The 18,490-nt window shown below is 50.8% G+C and carries 15 protein-coding genes; 13 read left to right on the forward strand and 2 right to left on the reverse strand.

What is annotated here, in order from left to right; all coding sequences use genetic code 11:
• Window positions 1–11: 11 nt before the first annotated feature.
• Window positions 12–992, forward strand: coding sequence for a dipeptidase (locus ACO05E_RS10500; RefSeq protein ID WP_419812885.1), 981 nt, complete (start codon window positions 12–14; stop codon window positions 990–992).
• Between the two features lie 354 nt (window positions 993–1,346).
• On the opposite strand, the gene ACO05E_RS10505 is transcribed toward ACO05E_RS10500, so the two are convergent.
• A complete protein-coding gene (locus ACO05E_RS10505) occupies window positions 1,347–1,649 on the reverse strand; it encodes a hypothetical protein (RefSeq protein ID WP_419812886.1) in 303 nt (100 codons plus the stop codon).
• A 503-nt stretch (window positions 1,650–2,152) separates the two neighbouring features.
• On the opposite strand from ACO05E_RS10505, the gene ACO05E_RS10510 reads away from it, so the two are divergent.
• The 12 genes from ACO05E_RS10510 (at window position 2,153) to choV (ending at window position 17,661) form a co-directional block, all read left to right on the forward strand.
• On the forward strand, window positions 2,153–2,728 hold the full coding sequence (locus ACO05E_RS10510; protein ID WP_419812887.1) for a DUF5943 domain-containing protein: 576 nt from the start codon (window positions 2,153–2,155) through the stop codon (window positions 2,726–2,728).
• Between the two features lie 125 nt (window positions 2,729–2,853).
• Complete coding sequence (gene dgcA, locus ACO05E_RS10515) at window positions 2,854–4,926, forward strand: dimethylglycine demethylation protein DgcA (protein WP_419812888.1); 2,073 nt, start codon at window positions 2,854–2,856, stop codon at window positions 4,924–4,926.
• Window positions 4,927–4,947: 21 nt separating this feature from the next.
• Window positions 4,948–6,987 carry a (Fe-S)-binding protein gene (locus tag ACO05E_RS10520; protein ID WP_419812889.1) on the forward strand — a complete coding sequence of 680 codons (2,040 nt, stop codon included), beginning with the start codon at window positions 4,948–4,950 and terminating at the stop codon, window positions 6,985–6,987.
• The gene (locus tag ACO05E_RS10525; RefSeq protein WP_419812890.1) at window positions 6,987–8,342 is read left to right on the forward strand and encodes an electron transfer flavoprotein subunit alpha/FixB family protein; all 1,356 of its coding nucleotides are present in this window, start codon (window positions 6,987–6,989) and stop codon (window positions 8,340–8,342) included. Before ACO05E_RS10520 ends, ACO05E_RS10525 begins: the two co-directional genes overlap by 1 nt.
• Window positions 8,332–9,174, forward strand: a complete 843-nt coding sequence (locus ACO05E_RS10530; RefSeq protein ID WP_419813681.1) for an electron transfer flavoprotein subunit beta — start codon at window positions 8,332–8,334, stop codon at window positions 9,172–9,174. Before ACO05E_RS10525 ends, ACO05E_RS10530 begins: the two co-directional genes overlap by 11 nt.
• Before the next feature lie 134 nt (window positions 9,175–9,308).
• The gene (locus ACO05E_RS10535; RefSeq protein WP_419812891.1) at window positions 9,309–10,202 is read left to right on the forward strand and encodes a glycine betaine ABC transporter substrate-binding protein; all 894 of its coding nucleotides are present in this window, start codon (window positions 9,309–9,311) and stop codon (window positions 10,200–10,202) included.
• A gap of 272 nt (window positions 10,203–10,474) precedes the next feature.
• The gene (betI, locus tag ACO05E_RS10540) at window positions 10,475–11,125 is read left to right on the forward strand and encodes a transcriptional regulator BetI (RefSeq protein WP_419812892.1); all 651 of its coding nucleotides are present in this window, start codon (window positions 10,475–10,477) and stop codon (window positions 11,123–11,125) included.
• Between the two features lie 4 nt (window positions 11,126–11,129).
• Window positions 11,130–12,605 carry a betaine-aldehyde dehydrogenase gene (betB, locus tag ACO05E_RS10545; protein ID WP_419812893.1) on the forward strand — a complete coding sequence of 492 codons (1,476 nt, stop codon included), beginning with the start codon at window positions 11,130–11,132 and terminating at the stop codon, window positions 12,603–12,605.
• Window positions 12,606–12,760: 155 nt separating this feature from the next.
• The gene (betA, locus tag ACO05E_RS10550) at window positions 12,761–14,458 is read left to right on the forward strand and encodes a choline dehydrogenase (RefSeq protein ID WP_419812894.1); all 1,698 of its coding nucleotides are present in this window, start codon (window positions 12,761–12,763) and stop codon (window positions 14,456–14,458) included.
• A gap of 131 nt (window positions 14,459–14,589) precedes the next feature.
• The gene (locus ACO05E_RS10555; protein WP_419812895.1) at window positions 14,590–15,543 is read left to right on the forward strand and encodes a choline ABC transporter substrate-binding protein; all 954 of its coding nucleotides are present in this window, start codon (window positions 14,590–14,592) and stop codon (window positions 15,541–15,543) included.
• Window positions 15,544–15,620: 77 nt separating this feature from the next.
• The gene (gene choW, locus ACO05E_RS10560) at window positions 15,621–16,463 is read left to right on the forward strand and encodes a choline ABC transporter permease subunit (protein WP_419812896.1); all 843 of its coding nucleotides are present in this window, start codon (window positions 15,621–15,623) and stop codon (window positions 16,461–16,463) included.
• Between the two features lies 1 nt (window position 16,464).
• A complete protein-coding gene (gene choV / locus ACO05E_RS10565) occupies window positions 16,465–17,661 on the forward strand; it encodes a choline ABC transporter ATP-binding protein (RefSeq protein WP_419812897.1) in 1,197 nt (398 codons plus the stop codon).
• A gap of 83 nt (window positions 17,662–17,744) precedes the next feature.
• Here the strand turns inward: choV and ACO05E_RS10570 are convergent, their stop codons facing one another.
• Window positions 17,745–18,194: a hypothetical protein gene (locus tag ACO05E_RS10570; protein ID WP_419812898.1), complete on the reverse strand. Its 450-nt coding sequence runs from the start codon at window positions 18,192–18,194 to the stop codon at window positions 17,745–17,747.
• Between the last annotated feature and the right edge of the window lie 296 nt (window positions 18,195–18,490).

The raw sequence follows: 18,490 nt of genomic DNA on the forward strand, positions 1-18,490 counted from the left end.
TTGAGGGCGTCATGAGCGAAGCAAGCACACTCCATCAAGAATCCATCATTATTGATGGTCTGATCATCGCCAAGTGGGAACGCGCACTGTTTGAAGACATGCGCAAAGGTGGCCTGACGGCGGCCAACTGCACGGTGTCGGTTTGGGAAGATTTTCAGAAAACCGTCGATAACATCGTCGATATGAATAACCTGATCGAAGCCAACAGCGATCTGGTAATGAAAATCAAAACCACCGACGATATTTTTAAAGCCAAACAGGAAGGTAAAACCGGCATTATGATGGGCTTTCAGAATGCCCATGCATTTGAAGACCAACTGGGTTACGTACAGGTGTTTAAAGACCTGGGCGTGGGTGTGGTGCAGATGTGTTACAACACTCAAAACCTGATTGGTACCGGTTGTTATGAACGTGATGGTGGCCTGTCGGATTTTGGCCGTGAAATTGTTGCCGAAATGAACCGCGTTGGGGTGATGTGTGATCTGTCTCATGTGGGCTCAAAAACCTCCGAAGAAGTGATTTTAGAATCGAAAAAACCGGTGTGTTATTCACACTGTCTGCCGTCTGGTTTAAAAGATCACCCGCGTAATAAATCCGATGAAGAACTGAAATTTATTGCCGATCATGGTGGTTTTGTGGGCGTTACTATGTTCGCGCCTTTCCTGAAAAACGGCATTAATTCCACCATTGACGATTACGTTGAAGCCATTGCTTATATCGCCAATATTTGTGGTATCGACAATATTGGTATTGGTACCGACTTTACCCAGGGCCATGGTTTTGATTTCTTTGAATGGTTAACTCACGACAAAGGTTATGCCCGTCGTCTGACCAATTTCGGAAAAATTGTGAACCCGGAAGGTATTCGTACCGTGGGTGAATTCCCTAACCTGACCGAAGCTCTGTTAAAGCATGGTTTTAAAGCCGATGAGGTGGCAAAAATCATGGGCGGTAACTGGGTGCGGGTATTAAAAGACGTTTGGGGTGAATAAGACGCCGAATAAAAAGGTTCGGTCATTCAGACCTTATTCATAAACACCAAAGCCGTTGCTGGTAACAGCAACGGCTTTTTTGTTACTCGTTTTCCATGATTTATCAGCGTGTAGGGAGTCGTGCAGCAGGGCGGTGTCTTACTCTGTTGTTGATACTCTGGCGTAGCCAATATTCATGCCTTTAGTCGTCTCTGGGAATGTTGTTTGGGTGCCATTTACGGGAGATATCTGTTCTGTCATCACTCTGGTTATGGAAAGATATTTTTTCTCTATTTCCAGTCGATGACTTGAGTATGGCCATAAACAAAACAGCGAGGCCAAACCCTATGGCTAAGCTGGTGAGTAAAAATCCATTCATATATTGCCGCCTGTCTGGTATGTGTCTGATGGTTGGAAGACTTCTAGCGGTTCTACTGGCTTTGGATTCTTACTTCTGTTGCCGTGGTTCTTCCTGGGGATGAAATACCGATCTCCGTAATCGTCCAGTAATTCGCCTGTTTTTACCTCGCCAAGTAGCTGCAAAGTGTTGATGGCTTGGATTCTGAATGCTTCAAAATCAACATCAGATGGAACAAGCATTGGTATCACTGCGATGGCTTTATTCCCTCTGATCGCAGCCCAGTGCTTGCCTAGGTTTTTTGCGTTTTCAATGTCCATAAAACAAAACATCCCTTTTTTAAATATTGATAAGTATACGAGTTTCTACACTGTATTTCCCCAGTTTCGCTAGCGAAACGGCAGTGAAAATAGTCTCTGAAAGCGGTTCAAATAGCGATTTACCTGTTGTTGACGCAGGTGTAGTGGCTGACTAAAATCAGTGATGGCTTGGTAAGGGTGTGTCTCCCAAACCTATGCGACAAGGCCAATCTCTTGTTTTTCAGCAGGGTGTAAAGCCTCAGACACAAGCAGTTAAATGAAAAAAGCGCCTGGTGGGCGCTTTTTTTATGCCTGAAATCAATGGCTTAGCGTCAGAAGTGGATGTGGCCGCGCCTATTAGCTGTTGTCGTTTCATTGCAATAGTTCAACTGCAAAAATTACTTTATTGCCTCTTACCCCCCTGCGCATCCGGTTCTTCCCTTGTCGTTTTCAGTAACTTCTCTGGCGGCCGCTCTTTTTAGACTGATCCTATTCCGATAATCCTATTTTTAAGAGACAAGATCATGAGCTACCACGCCCCAGAAATGCCGATTCAAGTGGATGATGAAACCGGTGTGTGGACCACTGACGCCCTGCCGATGTTGTACGTGCCCCGTCATTTCTTTGTGAATAACCATATGGCGGTTGAGAACGAGCTGGGCGCTGAGAAGTATGCCGAAGCGCTCTACCGTGCGGGTTATAAGTCAGCCTATTACTGGTGTGAAAAAGAAGCCGAATGCCATGGCATCAGCGGTGACGAAATTTTCCACCACTACATGAAACGTCTGTCTCAGCGTGGCTGGGGATTATTTATTACCGAAGCGCTGGATATCAAAGCTGGTACCGCCAAGGTGCGGCTGGAAAACTCTGCCTTTGTTTATCAGTACGGCAAGGTGAATCGCATGGTGGACTATATGTTCACCGGCTGGTTCTCCGGCGCCATTGATCAGATTGCCAAATCATTGGGTTATGACACCCGCACCCTGAGCGAACAAACCCAGTGTGCCGCACAAGACGGTTGTGATGTGGGTTACTTCGAGGTGAAACCCGTAACCGCTGAAAGCGAAGCTTTATGGCAGTCATTGCAGCCTGATTTCTGACAGACCTCTGAAAACTACCGGCGTTGCCATTGATGCGGCAATGCTCAGAAAAGCCCTGAATTAGTGAAAACCCCGGCCATGTAAGAGCCGGGGCAGCGTAAGCGATACGTAAGAGAGCCGAGCCTATGTCCCAGTACGATATTTTGTTCCAGCCGCTGAACATCAACAAACTGACCATCCGTAACCGGGTGGTGAGCACTGCCCACGCTGAGGTGTACGCCACCGATGGCGGGATGACCACCGATCGCTACGTAAAATATTACGAAGAAAAGGCCAAAGGTGGCTGTGGTTTATGTATTTGTGGTGGTTCGTCGGTGGTGGCCATCGACAGCCCACAAAGTTGGTGGAGCTCGGTGAATCTGTCGACCGACCGGATTATTCCGCACTTCCAGAATCTGGCTGATGCGGTGCATAAGCACGGCGGCAAAATCATGATTCAGATTACTCATATGGGTCGTCGCTCACGCTGGGATGGTGAGAACTGGCCGAACCTGATGTCACCATCCGGTATTCGTGAGCCGGTGCACCGCGCGACCTGTAAAACGATTGAAGAGGAAGAAATCTGGCGCGTTATTAACGACTTCGCCAAAGCCGCCGTGCGTGCCAAAGAAGGTGGCCTCGACGGGGTGGAATTATCCGCCGTGCACCAGCATATGATTGACCAGTTCTGGTCACCACGGGTGAACAAGCGGACTGATCAATGGGGCGGCAGTTTTGAAAACCGCATGCGTTTTGGGCTGGAAGTCGCTAAAGCTGTACGTGAAGCGGTAGGCCCGGACTTTGTCGTGGGTATGCGTATTACCGGTGATGAGTTCCACCCGGACGGTCTTAACCATGAAGATATGAAGCAGATTGCCACCTATTACGATCAGACCGGTCTGATCGACTACTTCGGTGTGGTGGGTTCCGGTTGTGATACTCACAACACCCTGGCTAACGTAATTCCGAACATGAGTTACCCACCGGAGCCTTTCCTGCATTTAGCGGCGGGCATCAAAGAGGTGGTATCGGTGCCGGTGATTCACGCTCAGAACATCAAAGACCCGAATCAGGCCAAACGTATCCTTGAAGAAGGCTATGTCGATTTTGTTGGCATGACCCGGGCACACATCGCTGACCCACACCTGATTGCCAAAATCAAAATGGACCAGGTGGATCAGATTCGTCAGTGCGTCGGCGCTAACTACTGCATCGACCGTCAGTACATGGGTCTGGATGTGTTGTGCATTCAGAATGCTGCGACCTCGCGTGAATACATGGGGCTGCCGCATGAAATCGAAAAAACCACCGGAGCGGTGCGTAACGTGGTTGTTGTGGGGGGCGGCCCGGGCGGCATGGAAGCTGCGCGTGTTGCTGCTGAACGCGGTCATCAGGTGACCTTGGTAGAAAAAGCCGACGAGCTGGGTGGTCAGATCACTATCGCGGCTAAAGCACCACAACGGGATCAGATGGCGGGTATTACCCGTTGGCTGGCAATGGAGCTGGATCGTCTCGGTGTGGATGTGCGTCTGGGTACCTCGGCCAACGCCGATATGATTCGCGATCTGAAACCTGACGTTTGTATTCTGGCTACCGGTGGCACGCCGTTTATTGAACAAAACCCGGAGTGGGGCGCGGCTGACGGGCTGGTGGTATCGAGCTGGGATATTCTCAACGGCACGGTTGAGCCGGGCAAAAACGTACTGATTTACGACACAATCTGTGAATTCTCGGGCATGTCTGCGGCGGATTACCTGTTATCCAAAGGTTCGCTGGTGGAGCTGGTGACCGACGACATCAAACCGGGCGTGGGCATTGGTGGTACCACCTTCCCGACCTACTACCGCTCGCTGTATGAGAAAGAAGTCATCATGACCTCCGATCTGCTGCTGGAGAAGGTTTATAAAGAAGGTGAGCAGCTGGTGGCGGTATTGGAAAACGAATACACCGGCCAGCAGGAAGAGCGCGTAGTGGATCAGATTGTGGTCGAAAACGGCGTGCGTCCGAATGAAGCGCTGTACTACGAGTTAAAAGCGGAGTCGCGCAACAAAGGCCAGATCGATAACGAAACCCTGTTCGATATTCAGCCCCAGCCGGTGCTCAGCGAAGACACCCGTGACGGTAACGGCATGATCCTATGGCGTCTGGGTGACTGTGTGTCGCAGCGCAATACCCATGCGGCCATCTACGACGCGCTGCGTCTGTGCATGCACCTGTAACGGCAATACGAGGGGTCGAGAATGCTGGAGTCTGTCATTCCCTGGCTGCTGGCTGGGTTTATTGCCGTTCTGTTGGCTGGCATGGTGCGCCGCGCTCAGTTGTGGCGTGCCGGGCAAGCCGAAGCGGTGGACTGGGTCGCTGGTCTGAAAGCCATGCCGGGTCGCTATCTGGTTGATCTGCACCATGTGGTTGATCGTGACAAGGTGATGTCGAATACCCACGTGGCAACAGCCGGGGGTTTTGTTGCCTCGATGCTGTTGATTCTGTTGGTACACGGTTTTGGCTTTGATACGGCCTGGCTGGCCTGGCCGTTATTGCTGACCACAAGCGTGATGTTTGTTGGCGCGCTGTTTGTGTTGCGCCGCCGTCTGAATCCACCATCGCGGCTGTCAAAAGGGCCGTGGATGCGCCTGCCAAAAAGCCTGCTGAGCTTTGCCGTGACCTTCTTTGTGGTGACGCTGCCAGCGGCAGGTATTCTGCCCGACGGTTTTGGCTCAGGGGTACTGGCGTTTTTATTACTGGCCGGCATTGTCGCCGGACTGGGTGAAATGCTGTTGGGTATGGGCTGGGCCGGGCCGATGAAGCACGCCTTTGCCGGAGCTCTGCATCTGGCGTTTCACCGTCGCCCGGAGCGCTTTGGTGGCACACACGATAAAGGTGCATCGACCGGCTTAAAACTGCTGGATCTCGATACCTTTGATAACAACACCTCTGACAGCAAAGCCTCTGGCAGCAAAATCTTAGGCGTGGCCAAGCCCAGCGATTTTATATGGAATCAATTATTAGGCTTTGATGCCTGTGTTCAGTGTGGCCGTTGTGAAGCCATGTGTCCGGCGTTTGCCGCCGGGCAGCCGCTGAATCCGAAGAAGCTGATTCAGGATATGGTGGTGGGTCTGGCGGGTGGCACCGATGCTAACTATGCCGGTTCACCCTACCCGGGTAAACCCGTCGGGGAGGCCAAAGGTTCTCCGCTTGAAGTGATTACCGAAGGTCTAGTCAGTCAGGAAACCCTGTGGTCATGCACCACCTGCCGGGCTTGTGTGGAAGAGTGTCCGATGATGATCGAACACGTTGATGCCATCGTTGATATGCGTCGTTTCCTGACGCTGGAGCAAGGGGCAACGCCGGGCAAAGGGGCGGAAACTCTGCAAAACCTGATTGCCACTGATAATCCATCGGGCAATAACCCGGCCAGCCGGAGCTGGTGGGCGGCTGATCAGAACCTGCGGCTGATGTCGGAAGTAAAAGAGGCTGAGGTGTTGTTCTGGGTATCCGACGGTGCGTTTGATATGCGCAGCCAGCGTATTCTCAAAGCCTTTGTGAAGATTCTGAAAGCAGCCAATGTCGACTTCGCCATTCTGGGTGATGAAGAGCGCGACAGTGGTGATGTTGCCCGTCGTTTGGGGGATGACGCCACCTTCCAGAGCCTGGCTAAACGCAATATCGCCACGCTCAGTCAGTACCGTTTTAAACGCATTGTTACCACCGATCCTCATGCCTTCCACTGCCTGAAAAACGAGTATCCGGCGGTTTATCAAAAAGAGTATGGCGATGAAGCTGGTTCTGAGGGTTTGGGCTATGAAGTGCTGCACCATACCCGCTTTATTAATGAACTGGTGAGCGCCGGTAAGATTCAACTTGAGACACTGGCCACATCCGGCACCGTGACCTACCACGATCCGTGTTATCTGGGCCGTTACAACAACGAATACGACGCGCCACGAGAGGTACTCAACGCCATGGGTATTGAGCTGGCCGAAATGGAGCGCTCGGGCTTCCGCTCACGCTGTTGTGGCGGTGGTGGTGGTGCGCCCATTACCGATATTCCCGGTGAACGCCGGATTGCCGATATGCGTATGGATGATATTCGTGCGGTGGGGGCAACCTCCAGCTCCGATCTGGTGGCGGTGGGTTGTCAGCAGTGTACCGCGATGCTCGAAGGTGTGGTTGAGCCACGACCTGAGGTACAGGATATTGCCGAAATTGTCGCGGCGCAGTTAGTTGAAAAGGCAGCGGCACCGCTGGTCGAAAAAGTAGCTTCCAAGCAGGAGGTGGCCTGATGACTGATTATTCTTCTGAGCTTGAGCGCAAAGACCCACGTAAAGCCTGGATTCTGCGCAATCGCCTGCATCCTTTGCACCAGCAAATGGTCGCTGAGACACAAGGTTCGGTACAGGGGGCTGAAGTACGCGGGCCATCGGGACTGTTGCGTAAAAACCCGCATGCGGTTGGCTTTATTGGCCCCAATGGGATTAAACGCATTGATCGCCAGGGGGGTTCTGGGGTTAGTGGCGCTGGGGTTAGTGGTGATGGAGCTAGTGCTCGTCGTACCCAGGTAGAAGAAAGCTTACCGCTGATCACCCTTGATGCACCGTCCGCTTATATCCTGGTGGTGGTCGATATGAACAATGGTGAACTGTCGGCCCACGACAAAGATGTGTTAGGCCAGGCCCGGCAGTTGGCTGATCAGGCGGTTGAGGAAACAGCGGTCGTGACGCTGGTGTTTGGTGAGGTGAAAACGCCACTCGAACCGGGCAGTAATCCAAATCATGCCTTAGCTCTGGCCGGTGCCGATCGGGTGCTGGTGTTTGCGGACGAGAGCTATTGTGGCTTTGCTCCGGAAACTCAGCTGGAAGCCATGTTGGCGGTTGAGCGTGACTACCAGCCTCAATTCTGGTTATTCCCGGATACCCATCTTAATGGCAACGACCGTGCTTTACGGCTGGCGGCTCGTCTGGGTGAGCGTCCGGCCATGCACGCCTGGCAGGTGAAAAACAACACCGTGGTCAGTCGCGGTGGCAGTGATCTGACCGATATCAGTCGCAGTTTATCTGACGACACAACAACAGACGCAACACCTGATACGGCACCGAGAATTTTATCCCTGGCGTCCGAATGTGCCTTGCCGGTGGATGAAGCCCGCTATGAAGCCCAATTGCTGCCAACGCTTGCGGTACCCGAGGTACTGACGCGTATTCAGGATGCTGGTCCGGTAGCGGTTGACCCCAATCAGATTGCGCTGGGCGAAGCCGAATTTATTCTCTCCGCCGGTAACGGCATCCACGACTGGGATCAGTTCCATGAGGCAGCCCGCATCTTAGGCGCAACTGAAGGTGCCAGCCGGGTGGCGGTAGACGATGGTTTTATGCCGCGTATGCGTCAGGTTGGTGCTACCGGCACCTGGGTCACCGCCCGGGTGTATATCGCCGTGGGTATCTCTGGCGCGGTGCAGCATCTGCAGGGAATTGGTTCCTGCGATAAGGTGATTGCCATTAATACCGACGCCGGGTGTGACATGGTGAAACGAGCGGACCTCAGCGTGATTGGTGACAGTCAGGAGATTCTGGCAGCGCTGATCGAACGGCTACAGCAAGCGTCAGACGAACAAACAGGAGGGGCGAGTGATGCCGCTTAATGCGTTAGATAGTCAGGCTGACACAGCAGCAGGCGTGTCGATTGTGACTCTGGTATCGGTCGGACAGCATCCCAGCTCAGGCCGTGCGCGCCGGGCAGATCAGGACAGCAAAGCGCTGGAGCTGGCACTGACCTTGGCTGACCGGTGTCAATCCGCATCATTGAATGTGCTGCACGCCGGTCATGTCAGCGATGCGCAACACCAGGCGGTGCTGCGTGAATATATCGGTATGGGCGTTCCTTCCCTGTCGGTATTGCAACAGCCTTCCGGTGCCGATGTGGTGCCGGCAATCAGCGCCCGGTTGCGCGGATTACAGGCGGATGTGGTGTTGACCGGCAGTCGGGCGGAGTCTGGTGAAGGCTCCGGCATGATGCCGTATCTGATTGCTCAGGCTCTGGGGTGGCCGATATTACCGGCAGCGGTCGATATTACCGCGTTAGCAGACGGTGAATTTGAAGTGTTACAAGCCCTGCCAAGAGGCCAGCGGCGGTTGTTGAAAGTACGGGCACCGTTTGTGGCATCGGTAGATGTCGCCGCGACTCCAGCTCGCCAAACCGCCTGGGCGGCGGGCCAGCGTGGCCAGTTGGAGTCGGTAGAGATGGATACAAGCGCGTTGCCGGATACCGTGATGGCGGATGCCAGCATCGAACCAGCCCGTAAGCGTCCGAAGCGTATTGCACCGGCGAAAAAAGCCAAAACCGCCGCTGATCGGTTTAAAGCGGCCACCGCCAAAACCGCCAGTAAAGGCGGCGCGGTGATGGTGAACGAAAGTGCCAGCGACAAAGCGGCAGCGATCTACGACATGCTGGTTAGTCAGGGTGTGGTGAAGTAGCCCAGCTCTCGAAAGCTCAGCCCTCAAACCAGCGCTGATCATAATCAGGAAACAAGGAGTCAGGAACGATGAGGTTTACCGTATTCAGCAGGTTGTTAGCTTGGAGCTTGGCTAGCTGGTGTTTGTTCGGCTCAGTGGCGCAAGCGAAAGAGCCGGACAGCTGTCAGGCCATTCGCTTTGGTTATCTGGAGTGGACTGACCTGGAAGTGACCACTGGCGTGGCTCAGGTGCTACTTGAGTCGTTGGGCTATCAGGTCAGTACCTCGGTCGCCAGCGTGGGCGATGTTTATGCACAACTGGCAGACGACAAAATGGATGTGTTTCTCGGTAACTGGATGCCAGCCAGTGCCAGCCTGATTGGCCCCTACCTGGATAAACGCGAGATTGATGTTTTACAAACCAATCTTACCGGCGCGTTATATACCCTGGCCGTTCCTCGCTATGTGTACGATCAGGGAGTAACTACGGTAGCGGATCTGGTGGCTCATGCGGATCGGTTTAATCAGCGTATTTATGGCCTTGAAAAAGGCAACGACGGCAATGTGTTGATTCAGTCGATGATTGATAAAAATGCCTTTGGTCTGAAAGATTTTAAACTGATCGAAACCTCCGAATTTCTGATGCTGGCCCAGGTAAAAGGCAAAATACGGCGTGGCCAGTGGATTGCTTTTCTGGGCTGGAAACCACACCCGATGAACCGCAGTTTTGATATTGCCTATTTGGGTGGTGCCGACGACTATTTTGGCCTGAATAAAGGGGCGTCTAAGGTGCGTACCATTGTGCGTCAGGGCTTTGGTAATGAATGCCATAACGTGTCGGCGTTATTGGCTAATATGCTGTTTGATATCGATATGCTGGAGCAGGTGATGGATTACGTTATCAATGGCTTTGCGCCAGTCGATCGGGCGGTGCGTTTATGGTTGAAAGAGAATCCGGATCAGGTGGATCGCTGGTTAAAAGGGGTTCATTTTGTTGATGGGCGCCCGGCGCGGCAGCAGGATATTGCTGCGGGTATCGCGTTATTTTAAGCGCTTTTTTTGCATTATTTCTTCATTTTTTCAGTTTTTTGCCCGGGTTTTCCCGGGCTTTTTTATAGAATTTTTCTGCGTTTTTATCTTTTCTGATTTTTGTTATTGACGCTCCCTAGCTCAAGTAATTACCTGAATCAATTAACCAATTACGACGGCGATTATCTTTCCTCGCCAATCCTGTTTCATACACGACCTCGAATGTTGACGATAAATCGGCGCTTTTGTTTATTAGATGTGCCTTACACAGAAATCAGAAACAGAGACGACTCATGCCCAAGCTCGGAGTAGCTGAAATACGAAAACCTCAGTTAATTGACGCCACTATGGAAGCGATTAACGAGGTGGGCTTACAAAAAGCCAATGTGGTGATGATCAGTGGTTATGCCGGGGTTTCCCCAGCCATTATCAACCACCACTTTGGCGGTAAGGATAAGTTGCTGGAAGCAACCATGCGCCACGTATTAAAAGAGCTGGCGGATAACATTCGTCAGCGTCTGGCAGAAGTACCGACTGATAACGTGGTGGCTCGTCTGGACGCCATTGTGCGCGCCAACTTTGATACCAATCAGGTCGATGGCCGGGTGGTAAAAACCTGGCTGACCTTCTGGTCGCAGTCGATGCACCGTGACGATCTGTTTCGTTTGCAGCGCGTTAACCAAAAACGCCTGTTGTCTTATCTGATGTACGAACTGAAACAAGTGATGCCACGGACACGAGCGCGTCAGGTATCACAAACCATTGCCGCCTTAATTGATGGTATCTGGTTACGGGGTGCGTTAAGTCCGGAAGGCATTGATGTGATTGAAGCCCGGCAGCTGATTGATGGTTACATCATCGAGCAGTTACCGGTCAAGCTGGCCGACCGTTACGACATTGTTCGTCTGGATGTTGCGCCAACCTTTGAAGCAGCAGGAAAGTAGTACCATGCAATCTCACCCGTTAGAAACCTATTCACTTTATATTCACGGCCGTTATCAGCAGGCCAGCTCCGAAGAAACGTTTACCACCATCAACCCGGCAACGGGTGAGCCTTTAGCCCGGGTACAACAGGCGGCGCTGGCCGATGTGGATGCCGCGGTTGCCTCAGCACAAGCGGGCTTTAAAGTCTGGTCGGCCATGACGGGGACCGAGCGCAGCCGTATCCTGCGCCGCGCGGTGGAGATTCTGCGTGAGCGTAATGACGAATTAGCCATGCTGGAAGTGCTGGATACCGGCAAGCCGCTGCAGGAAGCCAATTGCGTGGATATTGTTACCGGCGCTGACGTGATTGAATATTTTGCTGGTTTAGCTCCGGCGATTCAGGGCGACCAACAAGATCTTGGCGGCACTAATTTTTTCTATACCCGACGTGAACCACTGGGTGTGGTAGCGGGTATTGGTGCCTGGAATTATCCGATTCAGATTGCTATGTGGAAATCCGGCCCGGCATTAGCCGCCGGTAATGCCATGATTTTTAAACCGTCCGAAGTGACTCCGCTGACGGCGCTGAAACTGGCAGAAATTTATACCGAAGCCGGTGTGCCTGACGGTGTGTTTAATGTGGTACAGGGGGATTACCGCGTGGGTCAGGCACTGACTCGTCATGCCGGAATCGACAAAATTTCCTTCACCGGTGAATCCGGCACCGGGCGCAAAATTATGGCCGATGCCGCCGGTACACTCAAAGACATCACCATGGAACTGGGTGGTAAATCGCCGTTAATTATTTTTGACGATGCCGATCTGCGTAACGCGGTTTCTGGTGCGATGCTGGCTAACTTTTACACCCAGGGTGAAGTCTGTACCAATGGCACCCGTGTATTTGTGCACGACAGCATTTATGACGCTTTTCTGGAGCAATTAAAAGAGCGTACCGAACAGCTGGTGATTGGTGATCCGGCGGATATTAATACTCAGGTTGGCGCACTGGCCTCAGAAGAACATATGGGCAAGGTGCTGAATTATATTGAGCTTGGCAAACAAGCCGGTGCGCGCTTGGTTACCGGTGGTGAGCGTGCTGCTGTTGCAGGTCTGGAGCGTGGTTATTTTGTGCAGCCAACGGTATTTGCCGACTGTCATGATGAGATGCCTAATGTTACCGATGAAATCTTTGGCCCGGTGATGTCGGTATTAAAATTCAGCGACGAAGCCGAAGTTATCGAGCGTGCCAATAATACTGAATACGGCTTGGCAGCTGGTGTCTTTACCAAAGATTTTTCTCGCGCCCACCGGGTGATTGCCAAGATGGAAGCCGGAATCTGCTGGATTAATAACTGGGGTGCTTCGCCTGCGGAAATGCCGGTGGGTGGTTATAAATTATCGGGCATTGGTCGTGAAAATGGCGTTGATACCATTAAACACTATACCCAGGTCAAAAGTGTTTACGTTGAATTAGGGGATGTTGATTCACCCTATCCATGATGTTGTAAAACAAAATCCTGATCCGGTTTTAATGGATTTTTTTAAATCGGATCTGATTCAGAATTAATTGATATTTAATTGAAATTTATTGATGTGACAGGTCAGGCGCAGGCCCCTGTTCGGTAAAAATTTTTGAGTAATTAGCCATGAGCACGATGACGACATTTGATTACATTATTGTGGGGGCCGGTTCCGCCGGGTGTGTACTGGCAAATCGCCTGACGGAGAGTGGCGAACATAAGGTATTGCTGCTGGAAGCCGGTGGTTCGGATCGCAGTATTTTTATTCAGATGCCCACCGCGCTGTCGTATCCGATGAACAACGCCAAATACACCTGGCAGTTTGAAACCGAAAAAGAAGACGGTATTGATCAGCGTGTATTGCATTGCCCGCGTGGCAAAGTGATGGGTGGCAGCTCGTCGATTAATGGCATGGTGTATGTTCGTGGTCATGCCCGGGACTTTGATGAGTGGGCCGCTGAAGGTGCCACAGGCTGGGATTATCAACATTGTTTGCCGTATTTTAAACGCGCCGAAAACTGGAGCGGCGGTGGTGATGAATACCGTGGTGCCAGTGGCCCGTTGGCAACCTGTAACGGCAATGATATGACGTTAAACCCGCTGTATCAGGCCTTTATTGATGCCGGTAAAGATGCCGGTTATCCGGTGACGGATGATTATAACGGTTATCAGCAGGAAGGCTTTGGCCCGATGCATATGACGGTGGATAAGGGCGTACGTGCCTCAACCTCCAACGCCTATTTACGTGAAGCGATGAAGCGCCCGAATCTGACGTTAATTACCGGTGTACTGGTGCACAAGGTGCTGATGGAAGGCAATACCGCCGTGGGTGTGCGTTATGAAAAAGCTGGCAAAGTACAGCAGGCAAGCGCCAGTCAGGAAGTGATTTTATCCGCGGGTTCCATCGGTTCGCCTAAGCTGCTGCAATTATCGGGTATTGGCCCGACGGAAGTGTTGCAACAGGCGGGTGTAACGCCGCTGATTGATCTGCCGGGAGTGGGCGAAAACCTGCAGGATCATCTGGAAGTGTATTTTCAGTTTTATTGCAAAGAGCCCATCACCCTGAATTCCAAACTCGATTACCTCAGCATGGGCATGATTGGCAGCCGCTGGTTGTTGTTTAAATCCGGTTTGGGGGCGACCAATCATTTTGAGTCTTGTGCTTTTATCCGCTCTCGTGAAGGGCTGGAATTCCCGAATATTCAATATCACTTTTTACCGGCAGCCATGCGTTATGACGGCCAGGCGGCATTTGATGGCCATGGTTTTCAGGTGCATGTTGGCCCGAATAAACCGGAAAGTCGCGGCCATGTGCGGATTACCTCCGCCGACCCGAAAGCCGACCCATCCATTGTGTTTAATTACATCAGCACCGAACAGGATAAACAGGACTGGCGTGATGTGATTCGACTGACCCGGGAAATTATTAATCAGCCGTCGATGGATCACTATCGCGGTGACGAAATTCAGCCGGGTGCTGATATTCAATCCGACGCAGATATCGACGCCTGGGTACGGGCCAATGTTGAAAGTGCTTATCACCCATCCTGCTCCTGCAAAATGGGCGCAGATAATGATCCGATGGCGGTGCTGGATAATGAATGCCGGGTGCGCGGTGCGGAAAAACTGCGAGTGGTTGATTCGTCGATTTTCCCAACCATTACCAACGGCAACCTGAACGCACCCACCATTATGGTGGCCGAGCGGGCGGCGGATCTGATTTTAAATAAACCATTATTAACCGCGGCCGATGTGCCGGTCTGGATTGATCCACAATGGCAAACACGACAGCGACTGCAAGCGCCGGAGCGCAAACAGCAGTCGTCTGAATAAAAACGCATCGCTCTGTTATTAATAATAACAGAGCGATGCAACAAAAAACGTGTGAGCGCGAATTTGTACGACCAGAATGATTACCTATTTTTAAACTTTCATTTTTGAACACCTTCAGGGGAACTGAAACTATGAACGCTGTAATCGAGAAAAAGAGCCAAAAACTCCTGGTAGCTGCAACACTGGCTGCTGCAATTCACACCAGCACGGCCGTTGCCGGTAGCTGCGATACCGTTCGTTTTGCCGATGTTGGCTGGACTGATATTACCGCGACTACCGCTGTTGCATCCGTGGTACTGGAAGGCATGGGATACACTCCAAAAACTCAGCTTCTGTCGGTACCCGTGACCTACAAATCACTGGCAAACAACGACCTGGATGTTTTCCTGGGTAACTGGATGCCAACCATGCAGGCCGATATTGCACCCTACCTGGCCGATAAAACCGTCGACGATTTGGGCCCGAATCTGACGGGTGCAAAATACACTCTGGCCGTTCCTAAATACGTGTATGACGCTGGCGTAAAAAGCTTTGCTGATATTGCTAAATTCGCAGACAAATTCGACAACCGCATTTATGGCATTGAGCCGGGTAATGACGGTAACCGTCTGATTCTGGATATGATTGAAAAAGATGCGTTTGGTCTGAAAAAATTCGATCTGGTGGAATCCTCAGAAGCAGGCATGTTGTCTCAGGTTCAGCGTGCGGCAAAACGTGAAAACTGGGTGGTCTTTTTAGGTTGGGCACCACACCCGATGAACGCCAATATTGAAATGGCTTATCTGGACGGTGGCGATGATTTCTTTGGCCCGAACTATGGCGGTGCTGATGTACACACCAATGTGCGCGCCGGTTACCTGGAAAAATGTACCAACGTTGGCCAACTGCTGACTAACCTGAAGTTCTCTCTGGAAATGGAAAACGAAGTGATGGGGGCCATCCTCAACGATGGCACTAAGCCAAATGCAGCGGCAACTAACTGGCTGAAAGATAACCCGGCAGTACTCGACAGCTGGCTGGCAGGTGTGACCACCAAAGACGGTGCTCCGGCACTGGCAGCGGTGAAAAAGCATCTGGATATCTGATTGCTGAGCGGAGTGAGGGCGGCTGTATTTATGCCCTCACTCACGATGTTTTTTATTAAAGCTTTTGAGAGAACCTTATGAACTGGCTTACAGAAAATAAAATCCCACTCGGTGAATGGATGGGGACTATTGTCGATTGGTTGACCACGCACGGAGCGGGCTTTTTCGATTTCATCGCGTATTCCCTGGAATGGGTCATTATCAATCTGGTGAGCCTGTTTCAATGGTTTCACCCATCGGTACCAATTCTGGCGACGGCCGCTCTGGCCTGGTTTTTACACCGCAGCACGGCACTGGTGGTATTTGTTGTGGCAGCGATGCTGCTGATTGTGAATCTCGGTTACTGGACGGAGATGATCGAAACCTTTGTATTGGTGGTGACGGCCACCGCGATTTGTATTTTAGTCGGCGTACCACTGGGTATTCTGGCGGCACATAAGCCCTGGATTTATGGTTACCTGCGTCCGATTCTGGATTTAATGCAGACCGTTCCTACCTTTGTTTATCTGATTCCGACTTTGGTTCTGTTTGGTTTAGGGGTGGTTCCGGGGTTAATTTCAACCATTATTTTTGCGATTGCCGCGCCGATTCGTCTGACCTATCTGGGTATTCGTAAAGTGCCGGAAGAATTAATTGAAGCGGGCAAAGCCTTTGGTGCAACACCGGCACAGTTATTATTTAAAGTGGAATTACCGGCCGCAATGTCGAGCATTATGGCAGGCGTAACGCAGTGCATCATGCTGTCGTTATCCATGGTGGTGATTGCTGCGCTGGTAGGGGCCGACGGCTTAGGTAAGCCCGTGGTTCGGGCATTGAATACGGTTAACATTTCTCAGGGTTTTGAAGCCGGTATCGCCATTGTTCTGGTGGCTATTATTCTCGACCGTATTTTCAAAGCACCAGGCAAAGAGGAGTATTAAGATGACGGCTGCAATCAGTATTAAAAATCTGGATGTTGTGTTTGGTGATAACACTGGCCCGGCGCTGGATTTATTAGATAAGGGCATGACCCGACAAGAAATTATTGACGCGACTGGCAGTGTCGTTGGTGTTCACAATGCCAGCATTGATGTTGCCCAGGGTGAAATTTGTGTATTAATGGGATTGTCCGGCTCGGGTAAATCCAGCTTATTACGGGCGGTGAATGGTCTTAACCCGATTTCTCGTGGTGATGTGCTGGTACGCGATGGCGACGGACAGGTAAATATCGGCACCTGCGATGCCAATACATTACGCCGTATCCGTGCCGAACGTGTGTCAATGGTTTTTCAGAAATTTGCTCTGATGCCATGGCTGAGCGTGATTGACAACGTAGCCTATGGCCTTGAATTAATGGGCATGAGCAAGGCAGAACGTAAAAAACAAGCCATGGAAAAACTGGAAATGGTTGGCCTGGCAGAGTGGAAAGACGTACTGCCACACGAGTTGTCGGGTGGTATGCAACAGCGGGTAGGACTGGCCCGGGCGTTTACCATGGACAGTGATATTCTGCTGATGGACGAACCATTTTCAGCACTCGATCCACTGATTCGTGCCCAGCTTCAGGATGAATTAATCGAGCTGCAGCGTAACCTTAATAAAACCATTTTATTTGTATCGCACGACCTTGATGAAGCTCTGAAAATCGGTACGAATATTGCGATTATGGAATCGGCAAAAATTATTCAGTACGGTGCACCGGAAGATATTGTGCTGAATCCAACCAACGCCTATGTGCAAGACTTTGTTGCGCATACCAACCCATTAAATGTCTTAATGGGCCGCTCGTTGATGACACCAGTAGCAGAAATGACTCGTCGTGATGGCAAATTACTGGCGGATAAAGAAAAAGGTGTCTGGATTAATGCTGATGCTGAGATCAGTGCCGAATGCCAGGGTAAAAGTTTGCGGGTTCAGAACTGCAGCCCGATTCTGGATGCACCGTTACCGCCAACCGGAACCGTTGCCGTGACGGATGCTCAGGTGTCGATGCGTCGCGCTATTGAGATTCGTTATGCCACCGAGCAGCCGGTTATGCTGATGGATAACGGTCAGCTGGTTGGGGTTCTGTCTGATCATAACTTCTATCATGCGATGTTAGGTAAGCACTTTACCTGTACTGAAGAGATGGCAAGCTGATACTAAAAACGGCTTGAACGCTGCTGGGTATTTAGTAGCGTTCAAGCTGTTTTGTTTTTCAAATTTCAGTTAACCAGTCCTATTTAAGCCTTATTGTTGTGTTGTACTTCTATACATTTTTTGAGATTTGCAATTAAATTTTGAATTTTTTGAGCAGAACAATAATCGCTGAAAAACCCGGAATTACCAAAGTATAAGAAGCCAAGTATATAAGCTTTGACTTTAAAACCCTTTACCTCATCATATTTTTTAAAACTCAGGCGTACACTCATAAAACGATGAATCTGGAATTTTATAGTCGCTTTGGATTTTTCTGGACTGAGCTTTTCAAGCTGATCAATGATGTTTATCAATTGTTCCGTAGAACAGGGGTTATACTTTTCTATCGAGTAAGAGTCAGAACCCGCACAAAAAATTCTATAGCCAAAGCTTTCTGTTGCATCTTCAGGAACACCAAAAGTAAATGTGGCCGAATCTATACTAATTCGAGAGTGAACTTCTTTAAATTTCAATTCTGAAAACTTCCCTAGCAAGAACGCTTCCATCCAAAGCAGGAACGTACACTGTTGATTTAATTGCTTATTAACTTATCACTGGCTAGTGATATAGGCAAGCTGACCCAAGTATGCCGCTGAGCAGCGGTTTTGCTGATGAATAGCGGTCAGCTGGTTGGGTTTTTTTCCGATCATAACTTCTTCCATGTGATATTGGGTAAGCACTTCACCTGTACTGAAGAGATGGCGATCTGATATTAAAAATGGCTTGAACGCTGTTGGGTATTTAGCAGTGTTCAAGACGTTTTTTTGATTTTTTACGTTTTAACGGGGAA

It is taken from the genome of Bacterioplanoides sp. (genome assembly GCF_965226395.1).
GTDB lineage: Bacteria > Pseudomonadota > Gammaproteobacteria > Pseudomonadales > Oceanobacteraceae > Bacterioplanoides.